The organism is Streptomyces sp. NPDC024017 (assembly GCF_040638895.1).
GTDB lineage: Bacteria > Actinomycetota > Actinomycetes > Streptomycetales > Streptomycetaceae > Streptomyces.
On the sequence record NZ_JBEZYZ010000012.1, the window covers coordinates 275,373 to 292,372 of the forward strand.

18 protein-coding genes are annotated in these 17,000 nt (G+C 71.5%); 8 read left to right on the forward strand and 10 right to left on the reverse strand.

Annotated elements, in window-relative coordinates; all coding sequences use genetic code 11:
* The first annotated feature begins 1 nt into the window (after nucleotide 1).
* The 3 genes from AB0G20_RS30530 (at nucleotide 2) to AB0G20_RS30540 (ending at nucleotide 3,768) form a co-directional block, all read left to right on the forward strand.
* Nucleotides 2-799, forward strand: a complete 798-nt coding sequence (locus AB0G20_RS30530; protein ID WP_361307911.1) for a thiazole synthase — start codon at nucleotides 2-4, stop codon at nucleotides 797-799.
* A 93-nt stretch (nucleotides 800-892) separates the two neighbouring features.
* A complete protein-coding gene (pknB, locus tag AB0G20_RS30535) occupies nucleotides 893-2,830 on the forward strand; it encodes a Stk1 family PASTA domain-containing Ser/Thr kinase (protein ID WP_361307913.1) in 1,938 nt (645 codons plus the stop codon).
* Between the two features lie 59 nt (nucleotides 2,831-2,889).
* Complete coding sequence (locus AB0G20_RS30540; RefSeq protein ID WP_361307914.1) at nucleotides 2,890-3,768, forward strand: deoxyribonuclease IV; 879 nt, start codon at nucleotides 2,890-2,892, stop codon at nucleotides 3,766-3,768.
* A gap of 5 nt (nucleotides 3,769-3,773) precedes the next feature.
* Here AB0G20_RS30540 and AB0G20_RS30545 read toward each other — a convergent pair whose 3' ends face one another.
* Entirely contained in the window at nucleotides 3,774-4,424 is a 651-nt protein-coding gene (locus AB0G20_RS30545) for a sulfite oxidase-like oxidoreductase (RefSeq protein WP_355837423.1), read from the reverse strand.
* Nucleotides 4,425-4,599: 175 nt separating this feature from the next.
* Between AB0G20_RS30545 and bfr the strand changes: the two genes are divergently transcribed.
* Nucleotides 4,600-5,076: a bacterioferritin gene (gene bfr, locus AB0G20_RS30550; protein ID WP_361307916.1), complete on the forward strand. Its 477-nt coding sequence runs from the start codon at nucleotides 4,600-4,602 to the stop codon at nucleotides 5,074-5,076.
* A gap of 9 nt (nucleotides 5,077-5,085) precedes the next feature.
* On the opposite strand, the gene AB0G20_RS30555 is transcribed toward bfr, so the two are convergent.
* Nucleotides 5,086-5,319, reverse strand: a complete 234-nt coding sequence (locus AB0G20_RS30555; protein ID WP_361307918.1) for a (2Fe-2S)-binding protein — start codon at nucleotides 5,317-5,319, stop codon at nucleotides 5,086-5,088.
* A gap of 166 nt (nucleotides 5,320-5,485) precedes the next feature.
* Nucleotides 5,486-6,838 carry a class II 3-deoxy-7-phosphoheptulonate synthase gene (locus tag AB0G20_RS30560; RefSeq protein ID WP_361307920.1) on the reverse strand — a complete coding sequence of 451 codons (1,353 nt, stop codon included), beginning with the start codon at nucleotides 6,836-6,838 and terminating at the stop codon, nucleotides 5,486-5,488.
* 96 nt (nucleotides 6,839-6,934) lie between these two features.
* On the opposite strand from AB0G20_RS30560, the gene AB0G20_RS30565 reads away from it, so the two are divergent.
* On the forward strand, nucleotides 6,935-6,991 hold the full coding sequence (locus AB0G20_RS30565; RefSeq protein WP_078625594.1) for a trp operon leader peptide: 57 nt from the start codon (nucleotides 6,935-6,937) through the stop codon (nucleotides 6,989-6,991).
* Between the two features lie 96 nt (nucleotides 6,992-7,087).
* Nucleotides 7,088-8,944 (forward strand): anthranilate synthase family protein, encoded by a 1,857-nt coding sequence (locus AB0G20_RS30570; RefSeq protein ID WP_361307922.1) that lies wholly within the window; start codon nucleotides 7,088-7,090, stop codon nucleotides 8,942-8,944.
* 39 nt (nucleotides 8,945-8,983) lie between these two features.
* Here the strand turns inward: AB0G20_RS30570 and AB0G20_RS30575 are convergent, their stop codons facing one another.
* Genes AB0G20_RS30575 through AB0G20_RS30590 form a run of 4 tightly spaced genes read right to left on the reverse strand, consistent with a single transcriptional unit; the run spans nucleotide 8,984 to nucleotide 12,782 of the window.
* Nucleotides 8,984-10,012, reverse strand: a complete 1,029-nt coding sequence (locus AB0G20_RS30575) for a 6-phosphofructokinase (RefSeq protein WP_361307924.1) — start codon at nucleotides 10,010-10,012, stop codon at nucleotides 8,984-8,986.
* Between the two features lie 53 nt (nucleotides 10,013-10,065).
* Nucleotides 10,066-10,755, reverse strand: coding sequence for a response regulator transcription factor (locus tag AB0G20_RS30580; protein ID WP_361307926.1), 690 nt, complete (start codon nucleotides 10,753-10,755; stop codon nucleotides 10,066-10,068).
* Nucleotides 10,752-11,975 carry a DUF5931 domain-containing protein gene (locus tag AB0G20_RS30585; RefSeq protein ID WP_361307928.1) on the reverse strand — a complete coding sequence of 408 codons (1,224 nt, stop codon included), beginning with the start codon at nucleotides 11,973-11,975 and terminating at the stop codon, nucleotides 10,752-10,754. The genes AB0G20_RS30580 and AB0G20_RS30585 overlap by 4 nt, the downstream gene beginning before the upstream one ends.
* Nucleotides 11,976-12,002: 27 nt before the next feature.
* Complete coding sequence (locus tag AB0G20_RS30590; protein WP_361308003.1) at nucleotides 12,003-12,782, reverse strand: lysophospholipid acyltransferase family protein; 780 nt, start codon at nucleotides 12,780-12,782, stop codon at nucleotides 12,003-12,005.
* A 202-nt stretch (nucleotides 12,783-12,984) separates the two neighbouring features.
* Between AB0G20_RS30590 and AB0G20_RS30595 the strand changes: the two genes are divergently transcribed.
* Nucleotides 12,985-13,782, forward strand: coding sequence for an alpha/beta fold hydrolase (locus tag AB0G20_RS30595; RefSeq protein ID WP_361307930.1), 798 nt, complete (start codon nucleotides 12,985-12,987; stop codon nucleotides 13,780-13,782).
* Entirely contained in the window at nucleotides 13,775-14,413 is a 639-nt protein-coding gene (locus tag AB0G20_RS30600; RefSeq protein WP_361307932.1) for a hypothetical protein, read from the forward strand. Before AB0G20_RS30595 ends, AB0G20_RS30600 begins: the two co-directional genes overlap by 8 nt.
* A gap of 46 nt (nucleotides 14,414-14,459) precedes the next feature.
* Here AB0G20_RS30600 and AB0G20_RS30605 read toward each other — a convergent pair whose 3' ends face one another.
* The 3 genes from AB0G20_RS30605 to AB0G20_RS30615 form a co-directional block, all read right to left on the reverse strand.
* Complete coding sequence (locus AB0G20_RS30605; RefSeq protein ID WP_361307934.1) at nucleotides 14,460-15,218, reverse strand: endonuclease/exonuclease/phosphatase family protein; 759 nt, start codon at nucleotides 15,216-15,218, stop codon at nucleotides 14,460-14,462.
* A gap of 111 nt (nucleotides 15,219-15,329) precedes the next feature.
* A complete protein-coding gene (locus AB0G20_RS30610) occupies nucleotides 15,330-16,283 on the reverse strand; it encodes an ROK family glucokinase (RefSeq protein WP_361307936.1) in 954 nt (317 codons plus the stop codon).
* Nucleotides 16,284-16,416: 133 nt separating this feature from the next.
* A complete protein-coding gene (locus AB0G20_RS30615) occupies nucleotides 16,417-16,917 on the reverse strand; it encodes a DUF5304 domain-containing protein (protein ID WP_361307938.1) in 501 nt (166 codons plus the stop codon).
* Nucleotides 16,918-17,000: the final 83 nt, after the last annotated feature.

Genomic DNA, 17,000 nt, shown 5'->3' on the forward strand with positions numbered 1-17,000 from the left:
CATGGCCGACGATCCGTTTGTCCTCGGTGGTACGTCCTTCACGTCCCGTCTGATCATGGGCACGGGCGGGGCGCCCAGCCTCGACGTGCTGGAGCGGTCGCTGGTCGCGTCCGGGACGGAGCTGACGACGGTCGCGATGCGCCGGGTGAACGCCTCGGTGCACGGCTCGGTGCTGTCCGTCCTCGACAAGCTCGGCATCCGGGTGCTGCCCAACACGGCGGGCTGCTTCACGGCTGGCGAGGCCGTCCTCACGGCCCGTCTCGCACGCGAGGCCCTCGGCACCGACCTGATCAAGCTGGAGGTCATCGCCGACGAGCGCACGCTGCTGCCGGACCCGATCGAGACGCTGGAAGCGGCCGAGACGCTCGTCGACGACGGGTTCACGGTGCTGCCGTACACCAACGACGACCCCGTGCTGGCGCGGAAGCTGGAGGACGCGGGCTGCGCGGCGATCATGCCGCTCGGCTCGCCGATCGGCTCCGGGCTCGGGATCCGCAACCCGCACAACTTCCAGCTGATCGTCGAGCACGCGCGCGTGCCGGTGATCCTGGACGCGGGCGCCGGTACCGCCTCGGACGCGGCCCTGGCGATGGAGCTGGGGTGTGCGGGTGTGATGCTCGCCTCGGCGGTGACGCGGGCGCAGGAACCCGTGCTGATGGCCGACGCCATGCGGCATGCCGTGGAGGCGGGTCGGCTGGCCTACCGGGCGGGGCGGATTCCCCGGCGGCACTTCGCGGAGGCGTCGTCCCCGACGGACGGCATGGCCGCGCTGGACCCGGAGCGGCCCGCTTTCCGGTAGGGGGCGGAACACACGTCACAGGTCGGCTGCAGTCCCGCGCCGAAAACAGCCGGGGGGACAGGGCTGTCGGTCGTGGCTCGTACACTCGCCTGCGTGGACACGACCCTTCAAGACCCCTTGGTCGGGCAGGTGCTCGACGGCCGATACCGCATCGACGCGCGGATCGCTGTCGGCGGGATGGCCACGGTCTACCGGGCCGTGGACACCCGGCTCGACCGGGTCCTCGCCCTCAAGGTGATGCACCCCTCGCTCGCGGTCGACGCCTCGTTCGTCGAGCGGTTCATCCGCGAGGCGAAGTCCGTGGCCCGGCTGGCCCACCCGAACGTGGTGCAGGTCTTCGACCAGGGCACGGACGGCTCGTACGTGTACCTGGCGATGGAGTACGTCGCGGGTTGCACCCTGCGGGACGTGCTGCGCGAGCGCGGGGCCCTGCAGCCGCGTGCCGCCCTGGACATCCTGGAGCCGGTGCTGGCCGCGCTGGGCGCCGCGCACCGCGCCGGGTTCGTGCACCGCGACATGAAGCCCGAGAACGTCCTGATAGGGGACGACGGCCGGGTCAAGGTCGCCGACTTCGGCCTCGTCCGGGCCGTGGACACGGTGACGAACACCACCGGCACCGTCCTCGGCACGGTCTCGTACCTCGCCCCCGAGCAGATAGAGAACGGCACCGCCGACCCCCGCGTCGACGTGTACGCGTGCGGCGTGATGCTGTACGAGATGCTGACCGGCGACAGGCCGCACGACGGGGACTCCCCCGCCGTGATCCTCTACAAGCACCTGCACGAGGACGTCCCGCCGCCCTCGGCCGCCGTGCCCGGCCTGGCGTACGAGCTGGACGCGATGGTGGCCTCGGCGACGGCCCGCACTCCGGCCGTCCGCCCGCACGACGCGGTGGCGCTGCTCGCGCAGGTCCGCGACGGACGCGGCCGGCTGAGCGAGGACGAGCTGGACGCGGTGCCGCCGCAGGCGCTCACGGTGGACCACGACAACGGCGACGACCGGACGACCGTGATCCCGCGCGCCCTGGCCACGCCGCGTCCGCTGCCGGTCAACGAGGACGACGAGGCCTCCGGGGCCGCCCTCAACCGCACCAGCCGCCTGGCGTCCCCGCCGCCGCCCCCGCCGTCCCGGCGCCGCTCGGGATCCCGGCGCGGCCCGGTGGCGATCGTCGTCGCCGTCCTGCTCGCGCTCGGCCTCGGCGCCGGTGTCTGGTACATCAACTCCGGCCAGTTCACCGAGGTCCCGCCGCTGCTGGCGAAGACCCAGGAGCAGGCCGAGGACCGGCTGCAGGACGCCGGCCTGGAGCTCGGCAATGTGAAGCACGCCTACAGCGACACCGTGAAGCGCGGCCAGATCATCAGCACCGACCCGAAGGCCGGGACGCGCATCCGCGGCAACGACTCGGTGGGCATCACCGTCTCCGACGGCCCCGAGACCGTGCGCGTGCCCGACCTGGCCGGCCAGAAGCTCGCCGAGGCGCGGGGCCAGCTGAAGGAGAGCGGGCTGGAGCCGGGCATGGTCACCCGGGAGTTCAGCGACAACGTGCCGCGCGGCTCGGTGATCTCCGCGCGCCCGGCCGACGGCACGAAGGTGCGCGCGGGCACGGCCGTCGCGCTGGTCGTCAGCAAGGGCAGCCCCATCGACATCCCCGACGTCACCGGCTCGGACGAGGCGGACGCGAAGGCCGAGCTGATCGAGGCCGGCCTCAAGGTGAAGATCGCCACCGAGCGGGTCAACTCCTCCGAGTACGACAAGGGCCAGGTCGTCCGGCAGACGCCGAAGCCCGGCGGCCGGGCGGCCGAGGGCGACACGGTGACGCTGACGCTGTCCAAGGGCCCCGAGATGATCGAGGTCCCGGACGTGGTCGGCGACAGCGTCGACGCCGCCAGGCAGGCGCTGGAGGGCGCCGGTTTCGAGGTCGACGAGGACCGCGGGCTGCTCGGCCTGTTCGGCGACGAGGTCAAGAGCCAGTCCGTCGAGGGCGGCCAGCGGGCGCCCAAGGGCTCGACGATCACCATCAAGATCAGGTGACGACGGCGGGCGGGGAGCCCGCGGACGGGGCAGGGCCGGACGCATGACACCCTGAACGGGTGAACAGTCAGCTGTCCGGCCCCTCCCGCAACCCGGTGGGCGGCCACGTCCCCGTGGCCGGTGGGCTCCATTCCGTAGGCCTGTCGTACGCCCGTGACCTGAAGGCGGAGACCGTCCAGGTCTTCGTCGCCAACCCGCGCGGCTGGGCCACGCCGACCGGAAACCCGAAGCAGGACGAGGCGTTCCGCGCGGCGTGCGCGGCCGAGTCGATCCCCGCCTACGTGCACGCCCCCTACCTGATCAACTTCGGCTCGCACACCGAGGCGACCGTGGAGCGGTCGGTGGAGTCGCTGCGGCACTCGCTGCGGCGCGGGCGGGAGATCGGGGCGCTGGGCGTGGTCGTGCACACGGGCAGCGCGACCGGCGGCCGGGAGCGGTCGGTGGCGCTGAAACAGGTGCGGGAGCATCTGCTGCCGCTGCTGGACGAGTTGACCCACGAGGACGACCCGTTCCTGCTGCTGGAGTCGACGGCCGGCCAGGGCGCCTCCCTGTGTTCACGGACGTGGGACTTCGGCCCGTACTTCGAGGCGCTGGACGCCCACCCGATGCTCGGCGTGTGCCTGGACACCTGCCACATCTACGCCGCAGGGCACGACCTGACGGGCCCCAGCGGCATGCACCAGACGCTGGACCTGCTGGTGGACACGGTCGGCGGGGGCCGGCTGAAGCTGATCCACGCCAACGACTCCAAGGACGTGGTGGGCGCGCACAAGGACCGGCACGAGAACATCGGCGTCGGCCACATCGGCGAGGACCCGTTCCGGGCCCTGATGACCCACCCCGCGACCGAGGGCGTGCCGCTGATCATCGAGACGCCGGGCGGCAAGCAGGGGCACGCGGCGGACGTGGAGCGGCTGAAGAAGCTGCGCGACGGCTGAGCCCGTCAGAGGTCGGGGCCGTCCCCGGGCTCCTCCTGGTACGAGTAGCGCTGCTCCTGCCAGGGGTCGCCGATGTTGTGGTAGCCGCGCTCCTCCCAGAAGCCCCGCCGGTCGGCGGTCATGTACTCCACGCCGCGCACCCACTTGGGGCCCTTCCAGGCGTAGAGGTGGGGCACGATCAGGCGCAGCGGGAAGCCGTGCTCGGCGGTGAGCAGTTCGCCGTCCTTGTGGGTGGCGAAGAGGACCTGTTCGTCGGCGAAGTCGGACAGCCGGAGGTTGGAGCTGAAGCCGTACTCTGCCCACACCATCACATGGGTGACGTCGTCCGCGGGCGGGGCGAGGTCGAGGAGCGTGCGCGCGGGGATGCCGCCCCACTCGGCGCCCAGCATGCTGAACTTCGTGACGCAGTGCAGATCGGCCACGACGGTGGTGTGGGGCAGGGCCGTGAACTCCTCGTGGGTCCAGCAGTGCTTGCCGCCGCCGGCGGTGGCGCCGAAGACCCGGAACTCCCAGCGCTCGGGCCGGAACTTGGGGACGGGGCCGTAGTGCGTGACCGGCCAGCCGCGTTGCAACCGCTGCCCCGGGGGCAGCTCGGGCTGCGTCGCTCCTGCTGGATCGCGCCCTTCTCCCGATTCGTGTTCCAGCGGCTGACCCATGACTCCATCCTGACAGACCCCGGGTGATGCCCCTGACCGGCCCCGCTTCGAAACGGGACAAAGTAAACTAAGCATGCCCTTACTTACTAAGTGCAGACTTACTGGACGATCTTCTTCACCAGTGGAATCATGCGGCGCAACCTGCCAGTTCCCCCGCGCGGAAGGAGCCTCTGCGATGCAGGGCGACCCCGAGGTCCTCGAATTCCTCAACGAGCAGTTGACCGGCGAGCTGACGGCGATCAACCAGTACTGGCTGCACTACCGGATCCAGGACAACAACGGCTGGACCAAGCTCGCCAAGTACACGCGTGAAGAGTCCATCGATGAGATGAAGCACGCGGACAAGATCACCGAGCGCATCCTCATGCTGGACGGCCTACCCAACTACCAGCGACTCTTCCATGTACGGGTCGGCCAGTCGGTCACCGAGATGTTCCAGGCGGACCGGCAGGTCGAGGTCGAGGCGATCGACCGGCTCAAGCGCGGCATCGAGGTGATGCGCAGCAAGGGCGACATCACGTCCGCGAACCTCTTCGAGTCGATCCTCGAGGACGAGGAGCACCACATCGACTATCTGGACACGCAGCTGGAGCTGATCGACAAGCTCGGCGAGGCGCTGTACATCGCGCAGCAGATCGAGCAGCCGAGCTAGGGCCTGCCGTCAGGCGGCGTCTTCCAGTTCCGCGAGCACCGGCTCGCCCCGGTCCGCCAGATCACGCCGAGGGCAGGACCCCCTGCCCAGAATCGCCTGGATGCGGCGCACACAGGACCCGCAGTCCGTGCCCGCCTTGCAGGCGGAGGCTATCTGACGGGGGGTGCAGGCGCCGCCGTCCGCGTGCTGCTTGACCTGCTGCTCGGTGATCCCGAAACAACTGCAGACGTACACGCGGTTCACCTCCGGACGGGTCGTTCTCTGATGCGCCGTCCCCGTTGATCGGTGAGGCTAACCTAACCTTACCCGTCGGGTCCGGAGCACAAAAGTGGAGAGGGGCGCGGATCGTGTGATCCGCGCCCCAGTCCATGCCCCGGTAACAGGCGGACCCGTCACTGGTCCCTGTACATCACTGATCCCTGTACATCTCGGCCACGAGGAACGCCAGGTCGAGCGACTGGCTGCGGTTGAGCCGCGGGTCGCAGGCGGTCTCGTAGCGCTGGTGCAGATCGTCGACGAAGATCTCGTCGCCGCCGCCCACGCACTCGGTGACGTCGTCGCCGGTGAGCTCCACGTGGATGCCGCCCGGGTGGGTGCCGAGGGCCTTGTGGACCTCGAAGAAGCCCTTGACCTCGTCGAGCACGTCGTCGAAGCGGCGGGTCTTGTGCCCGGAGGCCGCCTCGAAGGTGTTGCCGTGCATCGGGTCGGTCACCCAGGCCACGGTCGCGCCCGAGGCGGTGACCTTCTCGACCAGCTCGGGGAGCTTGTCGCGGACCTTGTCGGCGCCCATGCGGACGATGAACGTCAGCCGGCCCGGCTCGCGCTCGGGGTCGAGGCGCTCGATGTACTGCAGCGCGTCCTCGGCCGTCGTCGTCGGACCCAGCTTGATGCCGATCGGGTTGCGGATCTTCGAGGCGAACTCGATGTGCGCGTGGTCCAGCTGCCGGGTGCGCTCACCGATCCACACCATGTGCGCGGAGACGTCGTACAGCTGCCCGGTGCGCGAGTCGACCCTGGTCAGCGCGGACTCGTAGTCGAGCAGCAGCGCCTCGTGCGAGGCGTAGAACTCGACCGTCTTGAACTCCTCCGGGTCGGCCCCGCAGGCGTGCATGAAGTTCAGCGCCTGGTCGATCTCGCGCGCCAGCTGCTCGTAGCGCTGGCCCGACGGGGACGACTTCACGAAGTCCTGGTTCCAGGCGTGCACCTGGCGCAGGTCTGCGTAGCCGCCGGTGGTGAAGGCGCGCACCAGGTTCAGCGTGGAGGCGGACGCGTGGTACATCCGCTTCAGGCGCTCGGGGTCCGGGACGCGGGCGGCCTCGTTGAAGTCGAAGCCGTTGACCGAGTCGCCGCGGTAGGTCGGCAGGGTCACGCCGTCGCGGGTCTCGGTGCCCTTGGAGCGCGGCTTGGAGTACTGGCCGGCGATCCGGCCGACCTTCACGACCGGCACGGACGCGGCGTACGTGAGCACGGCGCCCATCTGGAGCAGGGTCTTCAGCTTGTTGCGGATGTGGTCGGCGGACACCGCGTCGAAGGCCTCGGCGCAGTCGCCGCCCTGGAGGAGGAACGCCTCTCCCTTGGCGACGGCCGCCATCCGGGCGCGCAGCTGGTCGCACTCGCCCGCGAAGACGAGCGGCGGATACGACTCGAGGTCCGCAACGACTGCGCGCAGAGCCTCGGTGTCGGGGTACTCGGGCTGCTGCGCCGCGGGCAGGTCTCGCCAGGTGTTGCCAGCGGAGGCGCTGGTCTTAGCGTTCACGGTCACGACCTCAACATTACGGGGTCGTGTCGGACGTCCTGACCCATGCCCAGCAATTGAGACACCCCGTACGCCCCTCGGACGTGGGGTAGGGTGCGTCGCATGTTCGCGCACTCGACCCAGACCTGGTGGTGGACCGCTCATCCGGCGGCCCGCTGACTGCGCGTACTCAAGACTTCGCGAAGGCCGCCCGAGGGGCGGCCTTCGGTGTTTCCCGGGGTCCGTTCCTCTCTCACCGAGATGGAGCACGGACCCATGAACCTGCTCGGCTTGCTGGACGACCCCCGTCCGTTCGCCCTGCTGCGCCGCCGCACCCCGGGCCACGACCACGATCTGGTCGAGGTCCTGATCGGCCCGGTCGCCCCGCACGACCGCCTCGCCGACCTGCCCGACCGGAGCCTCGCGCTGGTGCCCTTCCGGCAGATCCGCGAGCGCGGCTTCGACGTCCGCGACGACGGCACACCCCTGCTGGCACTCACGCCCCAGGAGTCGTACGGCGTTCCGCTGGCCGAAGCCCTGGAGCAGCTCCCGGCGCACGACGTGCGGGTCGAGGGCGGCGGCTTCGATGTCGCCGACGAGGAGTACGCGGAGATCGTCGGACGCGTGCTGCGGGAGGAGATCGGGCGGGGCGAGGGGGCGAACTTCGTGATCCGGCGGACGTACGAGGGCGGGATCCCCGGGTTCGGGCGGGCCGACGCGCTGGCGCTCTTCCGGCGGCTGCTGGAGGGCGAGCGGGGGGCGTACTGGACGTTCGTCGTGCACACCGGGGAGCGCACGCTGGTCGGGGCCAGCCCCGAGGTGCATGTGCGGATGTCCGGCGGCACGGTCGTCATGAACCCGATCAGCGGCACCTACCGCTACCCCGCCGAGGGGCCGACGCCCGAGCACCTGCTCGGCTTCCTCGCCGACGGCAAGGAGATCGAGGAGCTGTCGATGGTCGTCGACGAGGAGCTCAAGATGATGTGCACCGTCGGCGACAAGGGCGGGGTCGTGGTCGGGCCCCGGCTGAAGGAGATGGCGCACCTCGCGCACACCGAGTACGAGCTGCGCGGGAAGTCCTCGCTGGATGTGCGGGAGGTGCTGAAGGAGACCATGTTCGCGGCGACCGTCACCGGCTCGCCGGTGCAGAACGCCTGCCGGGTGATCGAGCGGCACGAGAGCGGCGGGCGGGGGTACTACGCCGGTGCGCTGGCCCTGATCGGCCGGGATTCGGGCGGTGCCCAGACCCTCGACTCCCCCATCCTGATCCGCACCGCCGACATCGACGCGGGCGGGCGACTGCGGGTGCCGGTCGGCGCGACCCTGGTGCGCGGGTCGGACCCGGCGAGCGAGGTGGCCGAGACCCACGCCAAGGCGGCGGGTGTGCTGGCGGCGCTGGGAGTACGGCCGGGCAGGCCGCGTGCGGAATCGGTGCGCCCGAAGCTCGCCGACGATCCGCGCGTGCGTGCCGCGCTCGACGGGCGCCGGGCGTCGCTTGCGCCGTTCTGGCTGCGGATGCAGGAGCGGTCCGAGGGGCTCGCCGGACACGCCCTGGTCGTCGACGGCGAGGACACCTTCACGGCGATGCTCGCGCACGTGCTGCGCTCCAGCGGCCTGGAGGTGAGCGTGCGGCGGTACGACGAGCCGGGGCTGCGGGAAGCGGTCCTCGCGCACGAGGGCCCGGTCGTGCTCGGCCCGGGTCCCGGTGACCCTGCCGATCTCACCGACCCCAAGATGCGGATCCTGCGGAACCTCACCACCGAGGTCATCCGCAGCCACCCGCACGGGGTGCTCGGCGTCTGCCTCGGGCACGAGCTGATCGCGGCCGAGCTGGGGCTGGAGATCGTACGGAAGGACGTGCCGTACCAGGGCGCGCAGACGGAGATCGAGCTGTTCGGGCGGCGTGAGACCGTCGGCTTCTACAACAGCTTCGTGGCGCGCTGCGACGGAGAGGCCCACCAGGAGCTGGCCGCGCACGGCGTCGAGGTCAGCCGGGCCGCGAACGGAGAGGTGCACGCGATGCGCGGGCCCGGGTTCGCCGGTGTGCAGTTCCATCCGGAGTCGATCCTGACGCTGAACGGCGCGGCGGTCGTACAGGCGTTGCTGGGGCAGTTGCGCAACACCACCGTGTAGCCGTCCGGGGGCCGGCGCCCCCGGACGTCCGTTTCCCGGTCAGCCGAAGAAGACGCCGACCTCCTCGTACAGCTCGGGGTCCACCGTCTTCAGGCGGGCCGTCGCGTCGGCGATCGGGACCCGGACGATGTCCGTGCCGCGCAGGGCGACCATCCGGCCGAAGTCGCGGTCGCGGACGCAGTCGATGGCGTGCAGCCCGAAGCGGGTGGCGAGCCAGCGGTCGAAGGCGCTGGGGGTGCCGCCGCGCTGGACGTGGCCCAGGACCGTGGTGCGGGCCTCCTTGCCCGTGCGCTTCTCGATCTCCTTGGCGAGCCACTCGCCGACCCCGGACAGCCGGACGTGTCCGAAGGAGTCCAGCGACTGGTCCTTGAGGACCATGTCTCCGTCCTTCGGCATCGCCCCCTCGGCGACGACCACGATCGGGGCGTACGACGCCCGGAAGCGGGAGGTCACCCAGGTGCACACCTGCTCGGTGTCGAAGCGCTGCTCGGGGATGAGGATGACGTTGGCGCCGCCGGCCAGGCCCGAGTGGAGGGCGATCCAGCCGGCGTGCCGGCCCATCACCTCGACGACCAGGACCCGCATGTGGGACTCGGCGGTGGTGTGCAGCCGGTCGATGGCCTCGGTCGCGATGCCGACGGCGGTGTCGAAGCCGAAGGTGTAGTCGGTGGCGGACAGGTCGTTGTCGATCGTCTTCGGGACGCCCACGCAGGGCACGCCGTGTTCGTCGGACAGGCGGGCGGCCACGCCCAGGGTGTCCTCGCCGCCGATGACGATGAGCGCCTCGACCTCCAGCCCGGCGAGGGTCTCCTTGATCCGGCGGATGCCGTTCTCCACCTTCAGCGGGTTGGTCCGCGAGGAGCCGAGGATCGTGCCGCCACGGGGCAGGATGCCGCGCACGGCGGGGATGTCGAGACGGACGGTGTCGCCTTCCAGGGGTCCTCGCCAGCCGTCCCGGAAGCCGGTGAAGTCATAGCCGTACTCCTGCACGCCCTTGCGGACGATGGCCCGGATGACGGCGTTGAGGCCGGGGCAGTCGCCGCCTCCGGTCAGTACTCCGACGCGCATGGAACAGTCCCTTCGCCGCAGGTGCCTGACGAAGGGTCAGTGTGACGTGCGCCTCACTCGTCGTCGAGGCCGCGCTCGATCGCGTACCTGACGAGCTCCACGCGGTTGTGCAACTGGAGCTTGCCCAGGGTGTTCTGGACGTGGTTCTGCACCGTGCGGTGGGAGATGACCAGCCGTTCGGCGATCTGCTTGTAGCTCAGGCCCTTGGCGACCAGGCGGAGCACCTCGGTCTCGCGGTCGGTGAGCCGGGGCGCCTTCGGTTCGCCGGTGTCGGGGGCGGGGCCCGGTTCGGAGGCCAGTCGGCGGTACTCGCCGAGGACCAGCCCGGCGAGGCCGGGGGTGAAGACCGGGTCGCCGACGGCCGTGCTGCGTACCGCGTCCTGGAGTTCCTCGGTGGAGGCCGACTTCAGCAGGTAGCCCGTCGCGCCGGACTTCACGGCCTCCAGGACGTCGGCGTGCTCGCCGCTGGCGGACAGCACCAGGACCCGCAGTGCGGGGTTCGCGGCGACGACCTCCTTGCAGACCTGCACGCCGGGCTTGCCGGGCAGGTTGAGGTCGAGCACGAGGACGTCGGGCGCGGCGGCCTTGGCGCGGCGCACGGCCTGGTCTCCGTCGCCCGCGGTGGCGACCACCTCGAAGCCCGACTCGGCCAGGTCGCGGGCGACGGCGTCGCGCCACATGGGGTGGTCGTCGACGACCATGACCTTGATCGGGTCCTTGAGGTCTCCGGTGGTCTCCGTCATCGCTGCTCCGCCTTCCCCCGTGTGTTCGCGTCCTTCGGTACCTTCAGCTCGACCTCCGTGCCCTGGCCCGGCACCGAGATCAGCTCCGCGCTGCCGCCGAGGTCGCGCAGCCGGCCGCGGATCGACAGGGCGACGCCGAGCCGCCCCTCGCCCTCGGCCTGGACGAGCCGGCCCTCCGGGATGCCGGGCCCGTCGTCCCGCACGGTGACGATCACCTCGTCCGGCTCGTCCTCGACCAGGATCCAGGCACGCGCGTCCTGCCCGGCATGCCGCCGGACGTTGTCCAGGGCGGCCCCGACGGCGGCGGCCACCTCCCGGGCGGCGACCAGCGCCAGCGGCACGGGCGCGCCCGGCTCGGCGAGGCTGACCATGGCCCCCGCGTACGGCGCGAGCAGGGCGCGCAGGTCGACGGGGCCGCTCGGCTCCGGCTCCTCGTCGACGGCCCGGACGACCGCGCCCTCGGCGGCGTCCTCCGAGACCCTCGAGACGGGGACGAGTCCGCCGGAGACCAGGGTGCGCAACGCGACCTCCTGCTCACCGGCCATCCGGCCCAGCTCGGCCGCCTCTCCCCCGATCACGGCCCCGCGGCGCTGCACCATCGCCAGCACCTGGAGCACGCTGTCGTGGATGTCCCGGGCGAGGCGCTCCCGCTCTCGTGTGGCGGCCTCGATCTCCAGGGCGCGGGCGAGGGTGCGCTCGGAGGCCCGGGCGACCTCGACGACGTAGCCGATGGCGATGGAGGCGATGCAGACCAGGATGACGTTGTGGACGGTGTCGCGGGCCGGGCTGCCGCGCTCGACCAGGTTGGCGACGGCCACGAGGCTGGAGGCGAGGGCCGCCCAGCGCCAGCCGCCCTTGATGGCGAAGGCGAGGACGGAACCGGCGGTCCATATCGACGGCAGGGTCGGGCCGCCCGCCTGGACCCGCTCGTGCGCGTCGGCGACGGTCGTGAGCAGGATGCCGGCGACGGCGATGGTGAGGTCGGCGGCGAGGAAACGCTTGGTGCAGCGGGCGGCGTTCGCGACCCGGGGCAGGGTGGCCAGGGTCCACCCGCACAGCACCGCGTAGTAGGCGACGGCGACCCACGGGCGGACGAACTCGTCGTAGGCGGTGGCGAACAGGCCGACCGCGTACAGCATCGTGAGCACCCGGTAGGCGGTGAGCGCACGCCACAGCGGCTGCTCGACCGACATCCTCATCACACGCTCGCGCTTGGCCATCTCCCCCGCCCCCGACCCGGGCCCCGTCTAGGGCTCGGTCCGCCGCTGCTCCGTCTGCTTTTCCTTCTCGGCCTGTTCCTTCTCCGCCCGCGCGAGAGCGGCCTTGGCCGCCTTCTCGGCTTCCTTCTCCACCTTCGCCGCTTCCGTGAGCTGCCGCTTCATGGCCGTGGCGTACATGTCGACGTATTCCTGGCCGGAGAGCTTCATGATCTCGTACATGACCTCGTCGGTCACCGCGCGCAGCACGAACCGGTCGTGCTCCATGCCCTGGTAGCGGCTGAAGTCCAGGGGCTTGCCGATCCGGATGCCGGGCCGCATCAGCTTCGGCATGACCTTCCCGGGCGGCTGGATCTTCTCCGTGTCGATCATGGCGACGGGGATGACGGGCGCGCCGGTCGCGAGCGCCACGCGCGCGAGGCCGCCCGGCTTGCCCCGGTAGAGCCGTCCGTCGGGCGAGCGCGTGCCCTCCGGGTAGAGCCCGAACAGCTCACCGCGCTCCAGCACCTCTATGCCGCTCTTGATGGCGGCCTCACCCGCGCCGCGCGCACCCGAGCGGTCCACGGGGAGCTGCCCGACCCCCTTGAAGAACGCGGCCGTCAGCCGGCCCTTCACTCCGGGCGTGGTGAAGTACTCGGCCTTCGCGATGAAGGTGACCTTGCGGTCGAGGACGGCGGGCAGGAAGAACGAGTCGGAGAACGACAGGTGATTGCTCGCCAGGATCGCAGCGCCCTCGGCGGGTACGTTCTCCAGGCCCTCCACCCAGGGTCTGAAGGCGAGCTTCAGCGGACCCCCGATGGTGACCTTCATCGCGCCGTACAACAACCGAGTGCCTCCTGTATGTGTAGATCAGACCTTAACCCGGAGCGCTGTCAAAGGCGCCGACGGCCCTGGTCGGTGTCAGTGCGGTCGCGTACGGTGAAGGTCCCGCGAACGCCGTGCGACCCCTTCCATGACGTTCCGTGACATTCCGTGATCGTGCCAGTCCCTTCTCACGACCAGGAGGCCGAAGGTGCCGGTCCTTGCCGGAGCCGAGCCGTTCCACCACGAGGGCGGAGAGGTCGCCGTCCTCCTCTGCCACGGCTTCACCGGATCACCGCAGTCGCTGCGCCCCTGGGCGGAGCACCTCGCCGAGCACGGCCTGACCGTCTCCCTGCCGCTGCTGCCCGGGCACGGCACGCGCTGGGAGGACCTGCGGATCACCGGCTGGCAGGATTGGTACGCGGAGGTGGACCGCGCGCTGCGTCAGCTGTGCGAGCGCCGCGAGACGGTCTTCGTGGCCGGTCTGTCCATGGGCGGCGCGCTCGCCCTGCGGCTGGCCGCCAAGCACGGCGACGCCGTCCGCGGTGTCATGGTGGTCAACCCCGCGAACAAGGTGCACGGCCTGGCCGCGCACGCCCTGCCGGTGGTGCGCCACCTCGTCCCCGCGACGAAGGGCATCGCCAGTGACATCGCCAAGCCGGACGGCAAGGAGCTCGGCTACGACCGGGTGCCGCTGCACGCGGCGCATTCGCTGCGCCGGTTCTTCCAGGCCACCGACCGCGAGCTGCCGCAGGTCACCCAGCCGGTGCTGTTGCTGCGCAGCCCCCAGGACCATGTGGTGCCGCCCGCCGACTCCGCCCGGATCCTCAGCCGCATCTCGTCGACGGACGTGAAAGAGGTCATCCTGGAACAGAGCTACCACGTCGCCACGTTGGACCATGACGCGGACCGGATCCACGAGGAGAGCCTCGCGTTCATCGGCCGCATCGCGTCCGGCCTCGGCAAGGAGCCCGGGCTCGGCAAGGAAGGGACGACCGCAGGTGGCTGAGCACGACTCCGACCGCGAGGGCCGGGAGCCGGACGAGAAGGGCGTCCCCTTCGACGAGGACGCCGCCTGGGCGGCGATCGTCGCCGGGTACGGCGAGGAACCGCCGGACCCGCCGGGCGCCAAGCCGTTCAAGTCGATCGAGGACCTGGCCCTGCCGGCGACGGGGACCAACGACGCCGGGATCGGCGGCGACCGGGGCGATACGGCCGTGAAGTCCGGGGACGCCGTGAAGCCGGCCGAGCCGGAGGAGGCCGAGGGGCCCGCGGAGAAGCCCGTGAAGCCCGTGAAGCCCCTGGGCGGCTCGGTCTCGTTCGCGCCCGGAGTCGGCCCGCGCGACTACTCCACGCCCGAGCCCACCGAGGACGACTTCGACGAGGACGACGAGGGCCACTTCGTGCCCCCGGAGCCGCCCCCGCTGCCCACCGCCGACCCGACCGCCAAGTTCGCCTGGCTCGGCGTGCTCGGCGGGCCGGTGCTGCTCCTGCTGGCCGTGCTGCTCGGCTGGGACATGACCTGGTGGCTGGCCACGCTGGGGATCGGCGGGTTCGTCGGCGGGTTCGCGACGCTGGTGATGCGCATGCGTACGGACGACGAGGACGACGACGACCCCGGGCGGGGCGCGGTCGTCTAGGGCCTGCTGGCGGATCTCCGCGGCGTCGCGACGCCGCGGAGATCTGTCAGGAGGCCCCTGGGGAAGCCGGGACCCTGAGGGCGGCCAGGACCGGGAGGTGGTCCGTGGCCGCCCTCAGGTCTGCGTCGGACACTCCGGGCTGCCCGGACGGCACGCCGCAGCCCAGGACCTCGATGCCCTTCGTCGCGAAGATCGCGTCGATGCGCTGGTAGGGGTCGGTGGGCGTCCAGGTGTGCTCGCCGCCCCAGGGCGCCGCGGCCCGGCAGTCGGTCAGGCCGTCGGTCAGCCGGCGGAAGGCCGGGCCGTCGGGGCGTTCGTTGAGGTCGCCGCCGGCGATCGCGTGCTCCACCCCCATTGCGGCGAGCCGGTCCAGGAGCATGCCGGACTGCGCGTAGCGCTCGTCCTTCTGGAGGGACAGGTGGCAGCTGAGCACGCCGAGGCGGGTGCCGGCGAACCGGACGACAGCGGTGGCGAAGCCGCGGCGGTGCAGGCCGGGGGTGGGGGGCAGGAGGACGTCCTCCGTGCGTTCGACGCTCGCCCGCAGCGAGCTGAGGATCGCCGGGCCGGTGGTGGTGGCGCCGCCGGTGACGATCACCAGGTCGGAGGCGAGGGCCAGGCGGGCGAGTTTCTTGCGCCAGCGGAAGAAGCGGGGGGCTTCCTGGACGAGGACGAGGTCGGGTGCGCAGGCCTTGATGACGCGGGCCAGGGCGTCGGTGTCGTCGCGCATGGAGCGGATGTTGTAGCTGAGGACCCTGATGACCGCGGAACCGTCGGGTTCGGTACGGGAGTTGGGGAGCAGGGGCATGTGATCAATTTACGCCCAACAGGTCGGGGCGCGGGGTTGTGCGCGAGTACCGGTTGTTCGTGGCTCGTCGCGCAGTTCCCCGCGCCCCTGAGGCGCGTCCCCTGAGGGCGTTTACATGATCGGGTCGGGCTCCCGGGCCAGGTCGGCCGCGCCCACCAGGCCGGCCTTGTTGCCCAGTTCCGCGGCGCGGACCTCGGCCACCGGGCGCCAGTTGCCGCCGACCAGCCAGCGCTTGTAGGACTTGCGGATCGGGCCCAGGACCAGTTCGCCCTCGTCGGAGAGGCCGCCGCCGACGATGAACGCGGAGGGGTCGAAGAGGGAGGCCAGGTCGGCGAGGCCCGCGCCCACCCAGCGGGCCAGCTCGCGGTAGGAGTCGACGGCCACCCGGTCGCCCTGGCGGGCGGCCATGGAGATGTGCTTGCCCTCGATGCCCTCGGGCGTGCCGTTGCCGAGGCCGAGCAGGATCTCGGCGTTCTCGGGGGTGGCGTTGGCACGCTGCTTGGCGTACCTCACCAGCGCCCGGCCGGACGCGTACTGCTCCCAGCAGCCCTGCGAACCGCAGCCGCACAGCAGGCCGTCCGGCACCATGCGGATGTGGCCGAACTCGGCGGCCACGCCGAAGTGCCCGCGGCGCAGCTTGTTGCCGATGATGATGCCGCCGCCGAGGCCGGTGCCGAGGGTGATGCAGATGACGTTGCGGTGGCCCTTGCCGGCACCGAACTTGTACTCGCCCCACGCCGCGGCGTTCGCGTCGTTCTCCACGACCACCGGGAGGCCCGTGCGGGCCTCGACCTTCTCCTTGAGCGGCTCGTTGCGCCAGTGGATGTTGGGCGCGAAGTAGACCTCGGAGCGCTGCCGGTTCACGTAGCCGGCGGCACCGATGCCCACGCCGACGATGTCGTGACCGACGCGTGCGCCGTCCACCGCCGAGGCGATGGCGTCCACGATGCCCTCAGCCGTGCCCGGGGTCGGCACCTTGTGGGTCGAGAGGATGTTGCCTTCCTCATCGACCACGCCGGCCGCGATCTTCGTGCCGCCGATGTCGACGCCGATGGTGAGTCCCATGAATCCCTCAGTTTCGGTCGAGCCCCGCTACGGCCAACGGTACCCGAGGCCCTGGCGTCGGGTTCGCGGTCGTCCGCACGGTGGGCACCCCCGGCGGCCGCACCGGGGCCGCCGCTCGGCCGAGTCCGGGGACTCAGTCCAGGTCGATGCGCTCCCCGGGACCGGCGTCGTCGCCGCCGTCCCGGCGTTCGCCCTGGTCACGGGGGTCGGCCCGGTCGTCGCGGCCGGTCCACCGCCGCTCCTGGGCCTGGACGGCGGAGCGGTAGGCGGCGAGCAGCTCGTTCCCGGCCGCGGCCAGGTGGTCGAAGACGTCCGGATTGCGGTCGATGACGGGTTCCACGGCGTCCTTGGCCTGCTGGACGACCTGCCGTACGACCTGCTGGGCGGCGGGCCCCGCGACCGCGCCGAGCAGCGGGGACTGCACATCGGACAGCTTCTCGGCGACGGCGTCGACGAGCTTCTTCAGTTCCTCGGCCGCCGAGCCCGGGGGCGTGCCGTACTCGGTGCGGCGGCGGGCCTTCTCTGCCTGGAGGTCCTCGGCGCACGCGGTCGCCCAGGCGTCGGCGTCGCTCGCCCGCACCTCGTCCGCGGCCTCTTCGCGGGCGGCGTCGGACGGGGGGAGCTCTTCGCTCATGACGGACTCCTGACTACGGTTCGTCCCTACGACGTTACCCGAACGGGCGTACCGGGTTCACCGGCCGGGACCGGCCGTGTCCG

Bases quoted from the DNA above. Each gene is read 5' to 3' on its own strand.
- AB0G20_RS30580 (WP_361307926.1), bottom strand. From the start codon at position 10,755: ATGACGGAGACCACCGGAGACCTCAAGGACCCGATCAAGGTCATGGTC.
- AB0G20_RS30615 (WP_361307938.1), bottom strand. From the start codon at position 16,917: ATGAGCGAAGAGCTCCCCCCGTCCGACGCCGCCCGCGAAGAGGCCGCG.
- bfr (WP_361307916.1), top strand. From the start codon at position 4,600: ATGCAGGGCGACCCCGAGGTCCTCGAATTCCTCAACGAGCAGTTGACC.
- AB0G20_RS30575 (WP_361307924.1), bottom strand. From the start codon at position 10,012: ATGCGCGTCGGAGTACTGACCGGAGGCGGCGACTGCCCCGGCCTCAAC.
- AB0G20_RS30605 (WP_361307934.1), bottom strand. From the start codon at position 15,218: ATGCCCCTGCTCCCCAACTCCCGTACCGAACCCGACGGTTCCGCGGTC.
- AB0G20_RS30590 (WP_361308003.1), bottom strand. From the start codon at position 12,782: ATGAAGGTCACCATCGGGGGTCCGCTGAAGCTCGCCTTCAGACCCTGG.
- AB0G20_RS30585 (WP_361307928.1), bottom strand. From the start codon at position 11,975: ATGGCCAAGCGCGAGCGTGTGATGAGGATGTCGGTCGAGCAGCCGCTG.
- AB0G20_RS30610 (WP_361307936.1), bottom strand. From the start codon at position 16,283: ATGGGACTCACCATCGGCGTCGACATCGGCGGCACGAAGATCGCGGCC.
- AB0G20_RS30570 (WP_361307922.1), top strand. From the start codon at position 7,088: ATGAACCTGCTCGGCTTGCTGGACGACCCCCGTCCGTTCGCCCTGCTG.
- AB0G20_RS30545 (WP_355837423.1), bottom strand. From the start codon at position 4,424: ATGGGTCAGCCGCTGGAACACGAATCGGGAGAAGGGCGCGATCCAGCA.
- AB0G20_RS30530 (WP_361307911.1), top strand. From the start codon at position 2: ATGGCCGACGATCCGTTTGTCCTCGGTGGTACGTCCTTCACGTCCCGT.